Source organism: Pantoea sp. MQR6 (assembly GCF_022761075.1).
GTDB classification, from domain to species: domain Bacteria; phylum Pseudomonadota; class Gammaproteobacteria; order Enterobacterales; family Enterobacteriaceae; genus Pantoea; species Pantoea phytostimulans.
Genome location: NZ_JAKYXB010000001.1, coordinates 1,352,490 through 1,367,474 on the forward strand (window position 1 = coordinate 1,352,490; position 14,985 = coordinate 1,367,474).

18 protein-coding genes and 1 other annotated feature are annotated in these 14,985 nt (G+C 49.5%); of the genes, 2 read left to right on the forward strand and 16 right to left on the reverse strand.

Annotation, left to right across the window (positions count from 1 at the left end; genetic code table 11):
- Window positions 1-8: 8 nt before the first annotated feature.
- From MUG06_RS06245 to MUG06_RS06315, 15 genes are all read right to left on the reverse strand, one after another.
- Window positions 9-755: an EAL domain-containing protein gene (locus MUG06_RS06245; protein WP_243078504.1), complete on the reverse strand. Its 747-nt coding sequence runs from the start codon at window positions 753-755 to the stop codon at window positions 9-11.
- Window positions 756-1,050: 295 nt separating this feature from the next.
- On the reverse strand, window positions 1,051-1,509 hold the full coding sequence (locus tag MUG06_RS06250) for an NlpC/P60 family protein (RefSeq protein ID WP_215846945.1): 459 nt from the start codon (window positions 1,507-1,509) through the stop codon (window positions 1,051-1,053).
- 68 nt (window positions 1,510-1,577) lie between these two features.
- Entirely contained in the window at window positions 1,578-2,327 is a 750-nt protein-coding gene (btuD, locus tag MUG06_RS06255) for a vitamin B12 ABC transporter ATP-binding protein BtuD (RefSeq protein WP_243078072.1), read from the reverse strand.
- Window positions 2,328-2,873: a glutathione peroxidase gene (locus tag MUG06_RS06260; protein ID WP_243078073.1), complete on the reverse strand. Its 546-nt coding sequence runs from the start codon at window positions 2,871-2,873 to the stop codon at window positions 2,328-2,330.
- Window positions 2,874-2,911: 38 nt separating this feature from the next.
- The gene (gene btuC, locus MUG06_RS06265; protein ID WP_243078074.1) at window positions 2,912-3,895 is read right to left on the reverse strand and encodes a vitamin B12 ABC transporter permease BtuC; all 984 of its coding nucleotides are present in this window, start codon (window positions 3,893-3,895) and stop codon (window positions 2,912-2,914) included.
- A gap of 92 nt (window positions 3,896-3,987) precedes the next feature.
- Entirely contained in the window at window positions 3,988-4,383 is a 396-nt protein-coding gene (locus MUG06_RS06270) for a DUF2502 domain-containing protein (RefSeq protein WP_215846947.1), read from the reverse strand.
- 202 nt (window positions 4,384-4,585) lie between these two features.
- On the reverse strand, window positions 4,586-4,888 hold the full coding sequence (ihfA, locus tag MUG06_RS06275) for an integration host factor subunit alpha (RefSeq protein ID WP_003853259.1): 303 nt from the start codon (window positions 4,886-4,888) through the stop codon (window positions 4,586-4,588).
- A 4-nt stretch (window positions 4,889-4,892) separates the two neighbouring features.
- The gene (gene pheT, locus MUG06_RS06280) at window positions 4,893-7,280 is read right to left on the reverse strand and encodes a phenylalanine--tRNA ligase subunit beta (protein ID WP_243078075.1); all 2,388 of its coding nucleotides are present in this window, start codon (window positions 7,278-7,280) and stop codon (window positions 4,893-4,895) included.
- 14 nt (window positions 7,281-7,294) lie between these two features.
- On the reverse strand, window positions 7,295-8,278 hold the full coding sequence (gene pheS, locus MUG06_RS06285; RefSeq protein ID WP_215846949.1) for a phenylalanine--tRNA ligase subunit alpha: 984 nt from the start codon (window positions 8,276-8,278) through the stop codon (window positions 7,295-7,297).
- 71 nt (window positions 8,279-8,349) lie between these two features.
- Window positions 8,350-8,474, reverse strand: a sequence feature (Phe leader region).
- Window positions 8,425-8,469, reverse strand: a complete 45-nt coding sequence (gene pheM / locus MUG06_RS06290) for a pheST operon leader peptide PheM (RefSeq protein ID WP_106120997.1) — start codon at window positions 8,467-8,469, stop codon at window positions 8,425-8,427. Its footprint overlaps the feature before it by 45 nt.
- Before the next feature lie 115 nt (window positions 8,475-8,589).
- On the reverse strand, window positions 8,590-8,946 hold the full coding sequence (gene rplT / locus MUG06_RS06295; RefSeq protein ID WP_098050756.1) for a 50S ribosomal protein L20: 357 nt from the start codon (window positions 8,944-8,946) through the stop codon (window positions 8,590-8,592).
- 41 nt (window positions 8,947-8,987) lie between these two features.
- Window positions 8,988-9,185: a 50S ribosomal protein L35 gene (gene rpmI, locus MUG06_RS06300; RefSeq protein ID WP_004157374.1), complete on the reverse strand. Its 198-nt coding sequence runs from the start codon at window positions 9,183-9,185 to the stop codon at window positions 8,988-8,990.
- 100 nt (window positions 9,186-9,285) lie between these two features.
- Entirely contained in the window at window positions 9,286-9,837 is a 552-nt protein-coding gene (infC, locus tag MUG06_RS06305) for a translation initiation factor IF-3 (protein ID WP_215848291.1), read from the reverse strand.
- Window positions 9,838-9,840: 3 nt separating this feature from the next.
- On the reverse strand, window positions 9,841-11,769 hold the full coding sequence (gene thrS, locus MUG06_RS06310) for a threonine--tRNA ligase (protein WP_243078076.1): 1,929 nt from the start codon (window positions 11,767-11,769) through the stop codon (window positions 9,841-9,843).
- Window positions 11,770-12,015: 246 nt separating this feature from the next.
- Window positions 12,016-12,777: a DUF481 domain-containing protein gene (locus MUG06_RS06315; RefSeq protein ID WP_215846950.1), complete on the reverse strand. Its 762-nt coding sequence runs from the start codon at window positions 12,775-12,777 to the stop codon at window positions 12,016-12,018.
- Between the two features lie 351 nt (window positions 12,778-13,128).
- Here MUG06_RS06315 and ghoS point away from each other — a divergent pair, with 351 nt between their 5' ends.
- Both ghoS and MUG06_RS06325 read left to right on the forward strand, forming a co-directional pair.
- Entirely contained in the window at window positions 13,129-13,437 is a 309-nt protein-coding gene (gene ghoS, locus MUG06_RS06320; protein ID WP_215846951.1) for a type V toxin-antitoxin system endoribonuclease antitoxin GhoS, read from the forward strand.
- Between the two features lie 86 nt (window positions 13,438-13,523).
- On the forward strand, window positions 13,524-14,417 hold the full coding sequence (locus tag MUG06_RS06325; RefSeq protein ID WP_243078077.1) for a fructosamine kinase family protein: 894 nt from the start codon (window positions 13,524-13,526) through the stop codon (window positions 14,415-14,417).
- A 4-nt stretch (window positions 14,418-14,421) separates the two neighbouring features.
- Here MUG06_RS06325 and MUG06_RS06330 read toward each other — a convergent pair whose 3' ends face one another.
- Window positions 14,422-14,958, reverse strand: coding sequence for a YniB family protein (locus MUG06_RS06330; RefSeq protein WP_215846952.1), 537 nt, complete (start codon window positions 14,956-14,958; stop codon window positions 14,422-14,424).
- Window positions 14,959-14,985 lie beyond the last annotated feature (27 nt).

The window sequence follows — 14,985 nt, forward strand, 5'->3', positions numbered from 1 at the left end:
TAGACAGGTTATAGCGGCTGCTGTGACGTGCTCAGGCAGGTATAGGCGTACAAGAGTTCCTCAAGTGAATCAGACTTAACCACCGGGAATAGGGCACCTTGTAAATCCGCACCCGATAATTTATTTACCTTATTCAGTAATTGATCATCATCTACACCACAAATTATCATTTGCTCACAGTGAGAACGAAAATTATCAAGAATGCTTTGAATAAAGGATGGGAAGGACGCGCGTTTAGCCAGTGAATGAATAAATTGTTTATCCATTTTTATGCAGCTAAATAAATTATCGTAAACCGCGTTAGCTGGAGATTTTCCTGCACCAAAATGTGAAAGTGATAATCGGAATTGCTGATGAAGGGCGGCGATTAAAGGATCGTTGAGACCTTGTGCTAAATGTGGAAAGGATTCGCTTAAATCTAATAACAGAAAGGAGAGCTGTTTTATTTTCCGCGTCAGGAAATCACTTTCAAGGAGGGTTTGAGACATATTAGCGTCAACACGCATCAAGGCCACCACACCCTGCGCCTCAAAAAAAGCCTGGTGCTTTTCAAGCAGCAAAATTTGACTTTGCAACAGACGCAGTTGCTGCGCTTCATCAAGCTGCGGCAACAGCAAGTCCTGCGGCAAGGTGATAGGCGCACTTTCATGGATGAACTGAGTGACCAGCTCAACCGCGGTTAACTGCCCATTTAATGCATAAGCAGGATAAAGCCAAATCTCCGACTGGTAGTCGGCGGATATGTGAATTTTCATTTCTGGAGCCAGTATATGTGGCGATTGGCGCATCGTATATGATTGAAAACAAGCAGGCAATAGATCCAAATCATGGAAGAGGCGGTAACTTAATACCTCAGTTTCACTTTGCTGCCCGACATCCAACCTTAAGCCAAATAAACCGGGACGTACTCCGGTTGGGATTGAAAATAAATTTTCAGCGCTATTGTTATAATTAAAAACCCTTCGGGTAAAGTACCATTCTAAATAAGAGCCTAAAAAAGGCGGTTTCGTCTGATTTAATAGGCCTTAAAAATGGCAATATGCGCTGTATCTATATGCGCCTTGCCTGCCAAAACACTTTTCGCCAGTAGACATTATCTAATGATGATCGAATAACCCCTTGGCTGGTCGAGGCGTGAATGAAAGCGTTGTCGGTATCATAGATCCCTACATGCAAACCGTTTTCGCCACCGCCGGTTTTGAAGAAAACTAAATCGCCTGGCAAGAGGTCGTCTTTATCGATGCGCGTTCCCATATCACTTTGTGCCCTTGTGGTGCGCGGCAACTGAAGCGCAAATTTATCGCGAAAAGTCAGGTAGACAAAGCCAGAACAATCGATACCACGGCGGCTCATGCCACCATAACGATACGGCGTACCGTGCCAGTGACCCAGTTGGTCATCAAGTTGCGCAATCACGGTAATTGAATCGGAAAGACGTCCGTTAACCGGCGGTGCGTGATGACTACAGCCCGCTAACAGCAGCACTAAAATGAGCAATCCCATCCGCATCGCAGAACGTCCTTTTTAAAATCGTAACCGCGTTAATGTAGCGGCAAAGCGCTGTGCGTGGCAAGCCGTCACGGCATGACAGTGAGCAGCGTGCGCCCTTCCAGTTCCAGCTGACGAAACGTGATGTGATACAAGGGTGACAGGCGCTCTGGCGTCAAAACGCGTGAAGGTTCACCCTGCGCCATGAGCTTGCCTCGATGCAGCAACCACGCGCTATCAGCATGAAGCAGGCTGTGGTTGAGATCGTGGCTACTGGCAATAACGCAAATACCTGCCTGACACAGTTCTTTGATGACCTCATCCACCGCTTTTTGCTGTGCAATGTCGAGTGCGGTCATCGGCTCATCAAGGATCAGCAAGCGACCTTGCGCATTAATCTGCGGGTCGACTTGTGCGCAGGCCGCGACCAAACGCACACGCTGCCACTCGCCACCGGAAAGCTCGGTTAACGATCGCCTGAGTTTGTCGCGTAGTTGGAATTTATCCAGTAATTCAGTGAGCCGTTGATCGGCCTGCGGCAGTGTAGATTGCAGATGCAGACGTATATAGTGATAAACCGGCATTGGGCTGAGGGGAATGTGCTGCTGCGGTAACCACGCACGCAGCTGAGCTAATGCAGATCCGCGCCATTCATGCAATGGATTACCCAATAAACTGGCTTCGCCATCATAAGGTTGTAAACCGGCTAACAGCGCAAGTAAGGTGCTTTTCCCGGCCCCATTTGGCCCAACAACATGCATTAACTTACCGCTGTGTAATTCGGCGGTAAAAGGCAGCAGCCGTCCAGAGACGGCTGCGTCTTTCAGGCTAAAGAACATCTATTTTGCTAAAGCCGCTTTAATCGTTTCGAGAATAATCGGATCTTCTGGCAACATATCAGGCGCAAATCGCTGTACCACCTGTCCATCGCGACCAATCAGGAATTTTTCGAAATTCCACAGGATATCGCCTGTCGCCTTAGGTGCACGCCCTTTACTTACCTGGCGCTCGTAAAAACCACTGCCCTCTGGGCGCACCGCATCGGGTTTTGCTGCTGTCAATAACGCATACAGCGGATGGCGGCTTTCTCCGTTGACGTCCGTTTTGGCAAACATCGGGAAAGTTACGCCATAGGTGGTACTGCAAAAAGTTTTGATCTCTTCACTGCTGCCCGGCTCTTGCTCAAGAAACTGGTTGCAAGGGAAACCCAATACGCTAAAACCCTGCTCCTGCCAGGCTTTATGGATGTTCTCCAGCTCTTCATACTGAGGTGTTAAACCGCATTTTGACGCTACGTTAACGACCAACAATACTTTGCCTTGCCACTGAGACAGTGAGGTTTTTTCCCCATCAAGCGTAACCAGTTCAGTTTGATAAATGCTCATAACGAATTCCTGTTGTTGATGCATTAAGCCAGCCGAAGCTAGCGCGAAGATTTCACTAATAGCGCAATAAACAGAGGCGCGCCAAGCGTTGCCGTGACCACACCAATTGGCAGTTCTGCGGAGGTTAACACCAGACGAGCAATAATATCAGCACCCAGCAGCACGCTGGCACCCGCTAATGCCGCTGCCGGTAATAAATAGCGATGATCGCTTAATCCACTCAGCCGTAATAAATGCGGAATGACCAAACCGACAAAACCAATTGCACCTGCCATCGCCACGCTTACGCCGACCAGCCATCCCATCGCCAGCACCAGTATATTGCGCCAGAAAAAAAGCGACAGGCCGAGCTGGCGTGCTGAAGTTTCTCCCAACGCCAACAGATTAAGCACGCGTGATGTTTGAGTCAGCGCCAACGTCACGGGCAATAAAGCCAACATCATCCAGCCATAGCGCCAGTCGATACCGCTGAAGCCCCCCATCATCCAATACATCAACTGCCGTAAATCGAGGCTGGTACTGAAGTAAACGGCCCAGGTCATGATGGCGCTGCAGATAATGCCCAAGGCGACGCCAGTTAACAGCAAACGCGTGACCGAGAGCTGACGATGAGCAAAATGCAGCAAAATTAAGGTAATGATCAGGGCACCTGAGATGGCTGCCAGACTGAGACTCCACAATGAACCGCTGCCTAGCAGCACGCCAAGCACCAAGCCAATGCCAGCGCCATTAGATACGCCAAGTAATCCCGGCTCTGCCAGCGGATTAGTAAACAGTGCCTGCATCACCACGCCACACACCGCTAACGCGGCACCGACCAGCATCACCGCTAAGGTACGCGGCATGCGCAATTGCCAGACAAAGAGCTTGCCGCTGTCGCTCATCCACTGTGAAGGTGCGATCCAACTGTCACCCGCACACAGACTAAAAAATAACAATATAAGCAGCATGAAACCTAAGCCGTATAACCATTTTTGGCTACGACGATCGGCCTGACGGGCGAGCTGGTCTAGCAGAGACATAAGCAGGATTGGCTGAGAAAACAGAGATTTGATTGTAGTGGGATTGTAAAAAAAAGAAAGGATAGAGAAGCGGCGCCTGAGGCGCCGCAAACTTATTTATGTGGTGGAATCGGTTGACCGTTGTTGCCATGACCATTGTTGTCATGATTTTGCTGCGGTTTAGCCTGATTCTGCTGGGTGTTATGGGTCTGCGGTTTGTTGTCATGCCGCTGTGGTGCTTTTGCTGGCTGACGATTGCCTGGATGCTGTGACTGCCAACCATTTCCATTCCAGTAACCGTGCGGGCCTTTCAGGCCAACGTGGCGCCCCTGATGCTGCTTCCACCAGGTAGGCTGACGCCAGTCAAAACCGTCCCAGTAATAACCGCGATTATCGCGATCGCCAATATGGACGGAAACGCCCGGCGTGTTAATGCTCACGGAAACATTTGCGTTTGCTAGCAGCGGCATGCCTAACAGGATGCTTAATAAAATAGCTGTCTTTTTCATCAGCCTGACCTCTTGTTATGTGATGGCGCTGTTATAACAAAAGCCGCTGGCAGGTCACTATCAGTAGGTGCTGATTTTCCAGATGTTTTCCAGAAGCTTACATAATCCTGACAGAGTGAAGATATTGTGAGCGCTTTTAAGGTTATCTGCGGACGCTGGATATGAAAAAGGCCGCTTTCGCGGCCTTTTTTGAATACTGAAATTAGTCAGTTTCTTTGGGTGTAGCGTTCTCGACGCGGCTTTTCAGCTTCTGCCCTGGACGGAATGTCACGACGCGACGCGCAGTGATTGGGATATCTTCTCCCGTCTTCGGGTTTCTGCCTGGACGCTGGTTTTTGTCTCGCAGGTCGAAATTACCAAACCCAGACAATTTTACCTGTTCTCCATTTTCCAAAGCGCGACGCACCTCCTCGAAAAACAGCTCCACTAACTCTTTTGCATCGCGTTTGCTAAGCCCGAGTTTCTCAAACAGGTATTCTGACATTTCAGCTTTTGTAAGCGCCATAGGTTCAATCCCTCAAGGTTGCCTGGAATCGCTCTTTTAATGCCGCAACGCATTTGCCAACGGTCGCGGCAATCTCCTCTTCTTCGAGTGTCCGGCTGGTATCCTGCAAAATCAGGCTGATAGCGAGGCTCTTAAAGCCCTCGGAAACGCCCTTACCGCGGTACACGTCAAACAAGTTTACGCCAACTACCTGATTTACGCCAACTTTCTTACACTCCGCGATGATATCTGCTGCTGGGACGTTTTCAGCCACCACAACGGCGATATCACGACGGTTTGCCGGGAAGCGTGAAATCTCGCGCGCGTCAGGCAGGACGCGGTCTGCAACCTTATTCCAAAGCAGTTCAAAGACTAAGGTGCGACCATTGAGATCAAGCTTACGTTCCAGCTCAGGATGAACCACCCCGATAAATCCGATTCGTTCATCCTGTAAATAAATGGCTGCGCTTTGCCCCGGATGCAGTGCCGGATTGGCTTCTGCACGGAAGCTAATGTTATCCAGTTTGCCGGTTAAATCGAGCAGCGATTCTAAATCGCCTTTTAAATCATAGAAGTCAACCGACTGACGCGCCAGATCCCAATGCTCTTCGTTACGATTACCGCTCAATACGCCAGACAGCATAAGATCCTGACGAATACCTAAATCGGCTTGTGTATCCGGCACAAAGCGTAATCCGCTTTCAAAGAAGCGAACGCGGCTCTGTTGGCGATTCTGGTTGTAGACCACCGCACTCAACAATCCAGTCCACAGTGACAGGCGCATAGTCGACATGTCGCTGGAAATCGGGCTTGGCAGGATCAGCGCTTCTTCACCCGGATGCAGCAGCTGTTGAATTTTTGGATCAACAAAGCTGTAGGTGATCGCTTCCTGATAACCTTTATCAACCAGCAAGGTTTTGGCACGCTTCAGGGAAAGATTCGCTTCACGATGCTGAGTCATGATCAAACCAGCCTGAACCGGCACGTCTGGGATGTTGTTGTAGCCGTAAATACGCGCGACTTCTTCAATCAGATCTTCTTCAATCGTCATGTCGAAACGCCAGCTTGGCGCAACGGCTTTCCACTCACCTTCGCTCACAGTGACCTGGCAACCCAAGCGCGTCAGAATATCCGTCACCTGATCGTCTGCAATCGCATGACCAATGAGGCGGTCGAGTTTTTCACGACGCAAAATAATAGTGGCCCGCGGCGGCAAAGATGCCTGGTGCGTCTGGTCGATTATCGGACCCGCTTCGCCCCCACAAACGTCCAGCAGTAGTTGCGTAGCGCGTTCCAATGCTTTGTGCTGCAACGCCGGATCAACACCGCGTTCGTAGCGATGCGAGGCATCGGTGTGCAAACCTTGACGGCGGGCACGCCCCGTAATCGCCAGCGGATCGAAAAAGGCACATTCAAACAGGATGTTTTGCGTTTCAGTATTTACACCAGAATGCTCACCACCAAAAATACCGGCCATTGCCAGCGCTTTATGATGATCGGCAATGACCAGCGTGTCGCTGCTCAATTTGGCTTCAGTACCGTCCAGTAACGTTAAGGTTTCACCTTCTTTCGCCATACGCACCACTATTCCGCCATCAATGCGGTCAAGGTCGAAGGCGTGCATCGGCTGGCCCAGCTCCAGCAGGACGTAGTTAGTGATATCAACCACCGGATCGATAGATCGAATACCACAGCGACGTAGCTTTTCTTTCATCCACAACGGTGTGGAGGCAGCAACGTTAACGCCCTTCACTACGCGGCCCAAATAGCGTGGGCAAGCTTCTGTTGCATCAACGCGAATCAGGAAAGTGTCATTGATGGTCGCAGCAACCGAATTGATTTCCGGTGCGTTGAGCGGTAAACCATTCAATACTGCGACATCGCGGGCGATACCGATGATACCGAGGCAATCTGCGCGGTTTGGCGTCACGCTGATTTCAATGGTGTTGTCATTGAGCTGCAGATATTCACGAATATCGGTGCCAATCGGCGCCTCTGCAGGCAGTTCAATAATGCCGTTATGGTCATCTGAAATACCCAGCTCTGAGAATGAACACAGCATGCCTTCAGACGGCTCACCACGCAGTTTTGCGGCTTTGATTTTGAAGTCACCCGGCAGCACTGCGCCAACGGTAGCCACTGCGACTTTGAGGCCCTGGCGGCAGTTTGGTGCGCCACAGACGATGTCCAGTAGGCGCTCGCCACCTACATTGATTTTGGTGACACGCAGTTTGTCGGCATTCGGATGCTGTCCGCATTCAACAACTTCACCCACTACCACGCCATGAAACGCGCCAGCAACAGGATCTACGCCATCGACCTCTAAACCTGCCATGGTGATTTGCTCAGACAGCGCTGCGCTGTCCAGGGCTGGATTTACCCATTCGCGTAACCAGAGTTCACTGAATTTCATTGGATAACCTGCCCTTACTTAAATTGTTTGAGGAAACGTAAATCATTTTCGAAGAAAGCACGCAGATCGGTTACGCCATAGCGCAACATGGTCAGACGCTCCATGCCCATACCAAATGCAAAGCCAGAATAGATTTCAGGATCGATGCCTACGTTACGCAGAACGTTCGGGTGCACCATGCCGCAGCCCAATACTTCAAGCCACTTGCCGTTTTTACCCATTACATCGACTTCTGCTGATGGCTCGGTAAAGGGAAAATAGGAAGGACGGAAGCGGATCTGCAAATTCTCTTCAAAGAAGTTGTTCAGAAAATCGTGCAATGTGCCTTTCAGATTGGTAAAGCTGATGTTTTTATCGACAATCAGGCCTTCCATCTGATGGAACATTGGCGTGTGCGTTTGGTCGTAATCGTTACGATACACGCGCCCTGGCGCAATGATACGAATGGGTGGCTGCTGCTCTTTCATGGTACGAATCTGTACACCCGAAGTTTGCGTGCGCAGCAGGCGCGTAGCATCAAACCAGAAGGTATCGTGATCGGCACGAGCGGGATGGTGCCCCGGAATATTCAGCGCATCAAAGTTATGATAATCATCTTCAATTTCTGGGCCGGTAACGACTGCGAAACCTAACTCACCAAAAAAGTTTTCGATACGATCAATGGTGCGCGTAACCGGATGCAAGCCACCATTTTCAGTGCGGCGACCCGGCAGAGATACGTCGATGGTTTCTGCTGCCAGACGTGCATTCAGTGCTGCAGATTCCAGCGCATCTTTGCGCGCAGTCAGATGCTCAGTCACTTGCTGCTTGGCTTCATTGATTACCGCGCCTGCTGCTGGGCGCTCTTCTGCCGGCAGCTCGCGTAGTGTGGTCATCTGAAGCGTCAGATATCCTTTCTTACCCAAATATTCGACGCGTACTGCGTCAAGGGCGGCGATATCCGTCGACCCGTCAATGGCCGCCGTGGCTTTGGCCACCAGTTCTGCGAGTTGGGACATGTTTTCCTCTTCTTCCAGTCAGGCTGGTCAGTTCTCGTTGGGACCTGCTGGTCCAATGTACTATCGCCAGAAACAAAAAAGCCTCCACGAGGGAGGCTTTCGGCGCGATTTTTCGTTTCTTTTCTTATGCGCAAAAGCCCCTAATGTCAGGCGCTAAAGTAAAAAAAGAAACGGAAAATAGCAGCATTCATGCTTGCGGTTACCTTGTTATTAATTAAGGGTGCTATTGAAATGCGCAGCGGTGAAAATGTCAATCTTTTGCTTGAGTTACAGGCAATAAAAAAGGGAGCAAGCTCCCTTTTTCAACTGACTTACGCCAGAGCTGATTTCGCTTTTTCAACAAGTGCAGAGAATGTCACTTTGTCGAATACGGCGATGTCGGCCAGGATTTTACGGTCAATTTCAATGGCAGCTTTTTTCAGGCCATTGATGAAACGGCTGTAAGACATACCGTTCTGACGCGCCGCAGCGTTGATACGTGCGATCCACAGCTGACGGAACTGACGCTTACGTTGACGACGGTCACGGTAAGCATACTGACCAGCTTTGATAACAGCCTGGAAGGCAACGCGGTATACACGTGAACGTGCACCGTAATAGCCTTTAGCTTGTTTTAAGATTTTTTTGTGACGTGCGCGAGCAACTACACCACGTTTAACGCGAGCCATATGAGCTCTCCTGTTCTATATTCTGTTTAAAAAAAATGGACTTATGCGTACGGCAGGCAGGCAATAACCAGACCCAGATCGCCTTTAGAAACCATGCCTTTAGGGCGCAGGTGACGTTTACGCTTAGTAGATTTTTTAGTCAGAATATGACGCAGGTTTGCGTGTTTACGCTTGAAGCCGCCAGAAGCGGTCTTCTTGAAGCGCTTAGCCGCGCCACGTACAGTTTTAATCTTTGGCATTTTAAAAAATATCCACTTCGCATTGTTAATAACATGACCCAGACAGGCGAACACATCCCCGCACAGCGCGAACGCTGCGCGGTTGGTGTTACTTGAAAGCCTACTGTTTCTTCTTAGGTGCGAGCACCATGATCATCTGGCGGCCTTCAATCCTCGAAGGGAAAGATTCAACAATGGCCAATTCCAGATCTTCACACAGATCTTTACGGACGCGATTAAGCACTTCCATACCGATCTGCTGGTGCGCCATCTCACGACCGCGGAAACGCAGCGTGATTTTGGCTTTATCGCCTTCTTCCAGAAAGCGAATCAGGTTGCGTAGTTTGACCTGATAGTCGCCATCATCGGTTCCAGGACGGAATTTAATTTCCTTAACCTGAATAACTTTTTGCTTCTTCTTCTGTTCCTTAGAAGATTTGCTTTTCTCATAGAGGAACTTGCCGTAGTCCATGATGCGGCAAACCGGCGGTTCGGCATTCGGGCTGATTTCTACTAAATCAACGCCCGATTCCTCAGCTTTTTCCAAAGCTTCACGTAGACTGACAATGCCAAGCTGCTCGCCATCAACGCCTGTTAGGCGCACTTCTGTCGCGCGGATTTCACTGTTGATTCGATTTGGACGCGTCGGTTGTACTCGTTTTCCGCCTTTAATACTTTATTCCTCCAATTGGTGAAGATTTCGGCTGCGAATTTCTTGTTGCAGTTTCTCAACAAACACATCGACATCCATCGACCCAAGGTCTTTACCACGGCGGGTGCGAACGGCCACTTTGCCAGCTTCCACCTCTTTATCACCACAGACCAACATATAAGGGACGCGACGCAATGTGTGTTCGCGGATTTTAAAGCCTATCTTCTCGTTTCTCAAGTCTGCTTTTACACGAATGCCAGCATTCTGCAACTTACGTGTCAAAGACTCAACATATTCTGCTTGTCCGTCGGTAATATTCATTACTACAGCTTGCAGCGGTGCCAACCAGGTAGGGAAGAAACCGGCAAACTCCTCGGTCAAAATGCCAATGAAGCGCTCCATCGAACCCAGAATCGCGCGGTGAATCATCACTGGCGTCTGACGGTCGTTGTTTTCACCCACATAAGTGGCTTCTAAACGCTTCGGCAGTGAGAAGTCTAGCTGAACTGTCCCGCACTGCCAGGCACGATCAAGGCAATCGTACAAGGTGAATTCGATTTTAGGACCATAGAAAGCGCCTTCGCCAGGCTGGAATTCGAACTCAATATTGTTCTCGTTCAACGCAGCAGCAAGGTCTTCCTCGGCACGGTCCCACATGTCATCGGTGCCAATACGCTTTTCTGGACGGGTAGATAATTTTACCACAATCTTTTCAAAGCCGAAGGTGCTGTACATGTCATAAACCATGCGAATACAGCTATTCACTTCGTCACGAACTTGCTCTTCAGTACAAAAAACGTGGGCGTCGTCTTGGGTAAAGCCACGTACACGCATCAAACCATGTAACGCACCTGATGGCTCGTTACGGTGGCAGCTACCAAACTCAGCCATACGCAGCGGTAGATCGCGGTACGACTTCAAGCCTTGGTTGAAGATCTGCACGTGGCCCGGGCAGTTCATCGGCTTGATACAATATTCACGGTTCTCAGATGAGGTGGTGAACATCGCTTCTTTATAGTTTTCCCAATGCCCGGTTTTTTCCCAGAGCACGCGATCCATCATAAATGGACCTTTAACTTCTTGATACTGATATTCTTTAAGCTTGCTGCGAACAAACACTTCTAGCTCGCGGAAGATGGTCCAGCCGTCATTATGCCAGAACACCATACCCGGCGCTTCTTCCTGCATATGGTAGAGGTCAAGCTGCTTACCAATCTTACGATGGTCGCGTTTTGCAGCCTCTTCCAAACGTTGCAGATAAGCCGCCAACTGCTTTTTATCTGCCCAAGCGGTACCGTAAATACGCTGCAGCATCTTATTATTGCTGTCACCGCGCCAGTACGCACCGGAAATTTTCTGCAATTTAAAATGATGGCAGAAACGCATATTCGGCACGTGCGGACCGCGGCACATGTCGATGTATTCTTCGTGATGATACAGGCCAGGATGATCGTCATGGCTGATGTTCTCATCAAGGATGGTGGTTTTATAAACTTCACCACGCGCGGCAAAGACGTCGCGTGCTTCCTGCCAACTCACTTTTTTCTTCACAACATCATAATTGGACTCAGCCAACTGATGCATGCGTTTTTCCAGCAGGTCGATATCTTCCTGGGTCAGGGTACGATCAATGTCGACATCATAATAGAAGCCGTTATCAATCACCGGACCAATCGCCATTTTTGTGTCTGGCCACAGCTGCTTAATCGCATGGCCCAACAGATGCGCACAGGAGTGACGAATAATTTCCAGACCAGCTTCGTCTTTCGCAGTGATGATGGCGACAGAGGCGTCTTCGGTGATGGGATCAACTGCATCAACCATCTCACCGTTTACACGCCCAGCAATGCAGGCCTTGGCTAAGCCTGGACCAATATCCAGCGCGATATCCATGACACTGACAGGGCGATCAAAAGAGCGCTGGCTGCCATCAGGAAGCGTAATTACAGGCATTTCATATCCTTAATTGCAGTGGTAAGCCACACGAAAGCCTACATGCACATTGAGTAAATTTATTTGCCTGGCGTAATGTCAGACCCACATTGTCGGAATGACGCCAGGATTGTAGTGCGGCGCAGATGATAGCAGTTTTACGCGAGGAGAAAAACCCATGCCTTTTCACCTAAGCCTTGGAGAGATCAAAAAAAAGCAGCCTGACATCAAGCCAGGCTGCTTTTAACCAAGATCGCTAAATCGCGATTACATCGCGTAAGAAAGCATGATCGATGTTTTGGTATCGGTGCGATCTGGCGCAGATTCTGGCGGATTGTTATTCCAGGTCACGTTATAAGCCAGTTTCAACGCGAAGTGATCGTTGATCGCTACCTGCAGGCCAGTTTCTGAGTTCAGCGTGGTATCTTCACCGAAGCTGCTTAATACAGACACACCTTGTACGAACTTGGTGGTGTCAGTCAGCTGCCACTGGTAGCTAACAGCGCCATAACCCAACGCTTTAGTTTCATGTCCACCGTCGTGGAAATCGTCATAGCGTACACCCGGACCGAATTCAGCACGCAGCGAATGCACTGGACCATTCAGAAGCTGACGACCGTAACCCGCGGTTAACACGTCACGTGAATCGTAACCGTTGAAACGGTCGCTCAACCAGCTTGCCTGACCAAACAGGTAATCGTAGTTGCTCACGTTATAACGGCTACGGCCGCCAATGTTGTAGGTTTCGGAAGAACGCTCATCGTTAGATGAGGTATTAGCCGCATTGCCCCACAAGCTATAAGCCATTGAGCTTTTATACCAGGTCATGTTGGTTTGCGCGGTCAGCGATGAGCTGGTGGTGTTACCGGTTTGAGCCAGATAACCTGCAGCCGCAGAACCTTCAAACGGTTTTTTGGCCGTGGAAGGATCATCCATAGACGTAAAGACGGCGTTATCGGCCAATGCCTGATGACAAAACGCTCCAGCAGAGAGCAAAAGAACAGCAGACAGCTTGTTGAAGGCTTTCATTAAATGTGATCCGTGCGACAGTTTAAAAAACGGAGAGTTTGAAGTGTTTCCTAAGTCAAGCAATGCAATTTACGGTAAGATTTGTAAACAAATATTAACGCTGCAAAAAGCGCGCTTTTTGGCCTGACACCGCTTGATTATTGGGATCCTTCTGATTAACGCGGGGCATTATAGTGGGCAGTTAACGCAAATACATCCTGATAAACAGAAGATTTTTCTTAAGATGCATTTATCGCCTTACATCTCTTTACTCGCGAAATTAACAAAAGTTTGATCTCATCTCCTTAATAACTCGCCCATTTTTTCATCGTAGTCTACGCTGAGGACAGTAAAAACACGTGGAGGTGAAGAATGAGTAGCCAATCGTTAACCCGTTATATTGTGACCTTTCATTTTCAAGAATCTGGTCTAGGCGATATTCTCGAATTGACCAGCAGCATGACGTCAGCAGGCTTCACTACCACGCTGACGGATGATGAAGGGCATCCCCACGAACTGGGTACCAACAGTTTTGGTATCGTCACAACCCTTGAAGAAGCGGAATTGAAACAGCAGGCCACGGCGGCAGGTGAAAGCATTTTAGGAAAGCCTCCTGAAGTGACTATTTCAACGCTGGACGCTTTCTTACAAGACGCCGCGAATAAAAGTTCTTCTCCTTAACCAGATAAGCCGTGCATACGCGGCGGTTTTGGTGAATATTTAAGCGTGACAATCGATCTTACGCAGCGAATAAAGAGGATAGCCCAATGTGGTCAGCCATTAGTCGTCTGTTAAGCGAGCAGTTAGGCAACGCCGAAATCACACAACGCCATGAACTCCCCGGCGGAGACGTCCATCCCGCCTGGCATGTTCGCTATGGCGAGCACGACGTGTTCGTCAAATGCAACAGCCGCGAAATGTTATCGCTGTTTACCTGGGAAGCCGATCAACTGGCGCTGCTTGAGCGCACGCAAACTGTGCGCGTGCCTAAGGTTTATGGTGTAGGAAGCTATCGCGATGACAGCTTTCTCCTGCTTGAGTACATCGCTCCGCAACCGTTGGATGAACAAAGTGCTTTTCAGCTAGGCAGGCAGCTGGCACATCTGCATCAGTGGAGCGAACAAACTCAGTTCGGCCTCGACTTCGATAACAACATCACTACAACCCCCCAACCCAACAGCTGGTTACGCCGCTGGTCAGTTTTCTTTGCTGAACAACGCATTGGTTGGCAACTGCAACTCGCGGCTGAAAAAGGGGTTCAGTATGGTGATACAGATCTGATTGTGGCCTGCGTTCAGCGTGTGCTGGCTTCCCATCATCCGCAACCTTCCCTGCTTCACGGCGATCTCTGGCCTGCAAACTGCGCTAGCAGTGTACAAGGCCCGTGGATTTTTGATCCGGCCTGTTACTGGGGCGATCGTGAATGTGATTTGGCAATGCTGACCTGGTTTGAGGATTTACCGCGTCAGATTTATGAGGGTTATCAAGCAGTTTGGCCGTTACCAGATGGTTTTTCGCAGCGACAACCGGTTTATCAACTCTACTATTTGTTGAATCGCGCCAATGTCTTTGGTGGTAACTGGCTTGGCGAAGCGCAATTCGCCATTGGCCAGTTATTGGATGAAGATGAGTTAACACAGCATCAGGCCAAACCGGCCTGATTGCTTAAACGAATCCCAGCAGGGAGAGCGCGAAATATCCCGCTATCGCAATGACGACAGGCAAAACATAAAGCGGAAAAACCTGTAGGAACAGGGTGTGACGCGGCACACGAATCTTCTCTTCTAATTGCTGACGCGAGCGCCCTTCGCTGCCTTTTGCCTGCTCAAGGATCATTTGATCCTCAACACCTTCTTTTATATGACGCGCCTGGCGCCCCATGCGTGAACCTGATGCTTCCAGCGCCAGCCCCACAAAAATCAGAATATAGATAATCCAGAAGCCGAGATTCATTTGACCATTAAAATCGGGCACCGGCGAGTTATGCCAGAAGAAGCCCAGGAATGGCGTATTGAAGCGCACCATATCGATTATTACATGCACAAAATCCAGCATCACAGCATCAATACCTGGCTGCTTTTCACTGTGCTTAAACATAAAGCTCAGCACGGAAATTACCGTTGAAAGCAATGCCAGCAAAAAGATTATCCAGCCAGCGACGCGCTTAAGGATGGCGATACGGCCAGCCTGTTGATAGGTCATGATATCTCCTGAACCCAAAATCCAATG

Coding starts and splice junctions, on each gene's coding strand:
- MUG06_RS06245 (WP_243078504.1), bottom strand. CDS start 755: ATGAAAATTCACATATCCGCCGACTACCAGTCGGAGATTTGGCTTTAT.
- MUG06_RS06250 (WP_215846945.1), bottom strand. CDS start 1,509: ATGCGGATGGGATTGCTCATTTTAGTGCTGCTGTTAGCGGGCTGTAGT.
- btuD (WP_243078072.1), bottom strand. CDS start 2,327: ATGTTCTTTAGCCTGAAAGACGCAGCCGTCTCTGGACGGCTGCTGCCT.
- MUG06_RS06260 (WP_243078073.1), bottom strand. CDS start 2,873: ATGAGCATTTATCAAACTGAACTGGTTACGCTTGATGGGGAAAAAACC.
- btuC (WP_243078074.1), bottom strand. CDS start 3,895: ATGTCTCTGCTAGACCAGCTCGCCCGTCAGGCCGATCGTCGTAGCCAA.
- MUG06_RS06270 (WP_215846947.1), bottom strand. CDS start 4,383: ATGAAAAAGACAGCTATTTTATTAAGCATCCTGTTAGGCATGCCGCTG.
- ihfA (WP_003853259.1), bottom strand. CDS start 4,888: ATGGCGCTTACAAAAGCTGAAATGTCAGAATACCTGTTTGAGAAACTC.
- pheT (WP_243078075.1), bottom strand. CDS start 7,280: ATGAAATTCAGTGAACTCTGGTTACGCGAATGGGTAAATCCAGCCCTG.
- pheS (WP_215846949.1), bottom strand. CDS start 8,278: ATGTCCCAACTCGCAGAACTGGTGGCCAAAGCCACGGCGGCCATTGAC.
- rplT (WP_098050756.1), bottom strand. CDS start 8,946: ATGGCTCGCGTTAAACGTGGTGTAGTTGCTCGCGCACGTCACAAAAAA.
- rpmI (WP_004157374.1), bottom strand. CDS start 9,185: ATGCCAAAGATTAAAACTGTACGTGGCGCGGCTAAGCGCTTCAAGAAG.
- thrS (WP_243078076.1), bottom strand. CDS start 11,769: ATGCCTGTAATTACGCTTCCTGATGGCAGCCAGCGCTCTTTTGATCGC.
- MUG06_RS06315 (WP_215846950.1), bottom strand. CDS start 12,777: ATGAAAGCCTTCAACAAGCTGTCTGCTGTTCTTTTGCTCTCTGCTGGA.
- ghoS (WP_215846951.1), top strand. CDS start 13,129: ATGAGTAGCCAATCGTTAACCCGTTATATTGTGACCTTTCATTTTCAA.
- MUG06_RS06325 (WP_243078077.1), top strand. CDS start 13,524: ATGTGGTCAGCCATTAGTCGTCTGTTAAGCGAGCAGTTAGGCAACGCC.
- MUG06_RS06330 (WP_215846952.1), bottom strand. CDS start 14,958: ATGACCTATCAACAGGCTGGCCGTATCGCCATCCTTAAGCGCGTCGCT.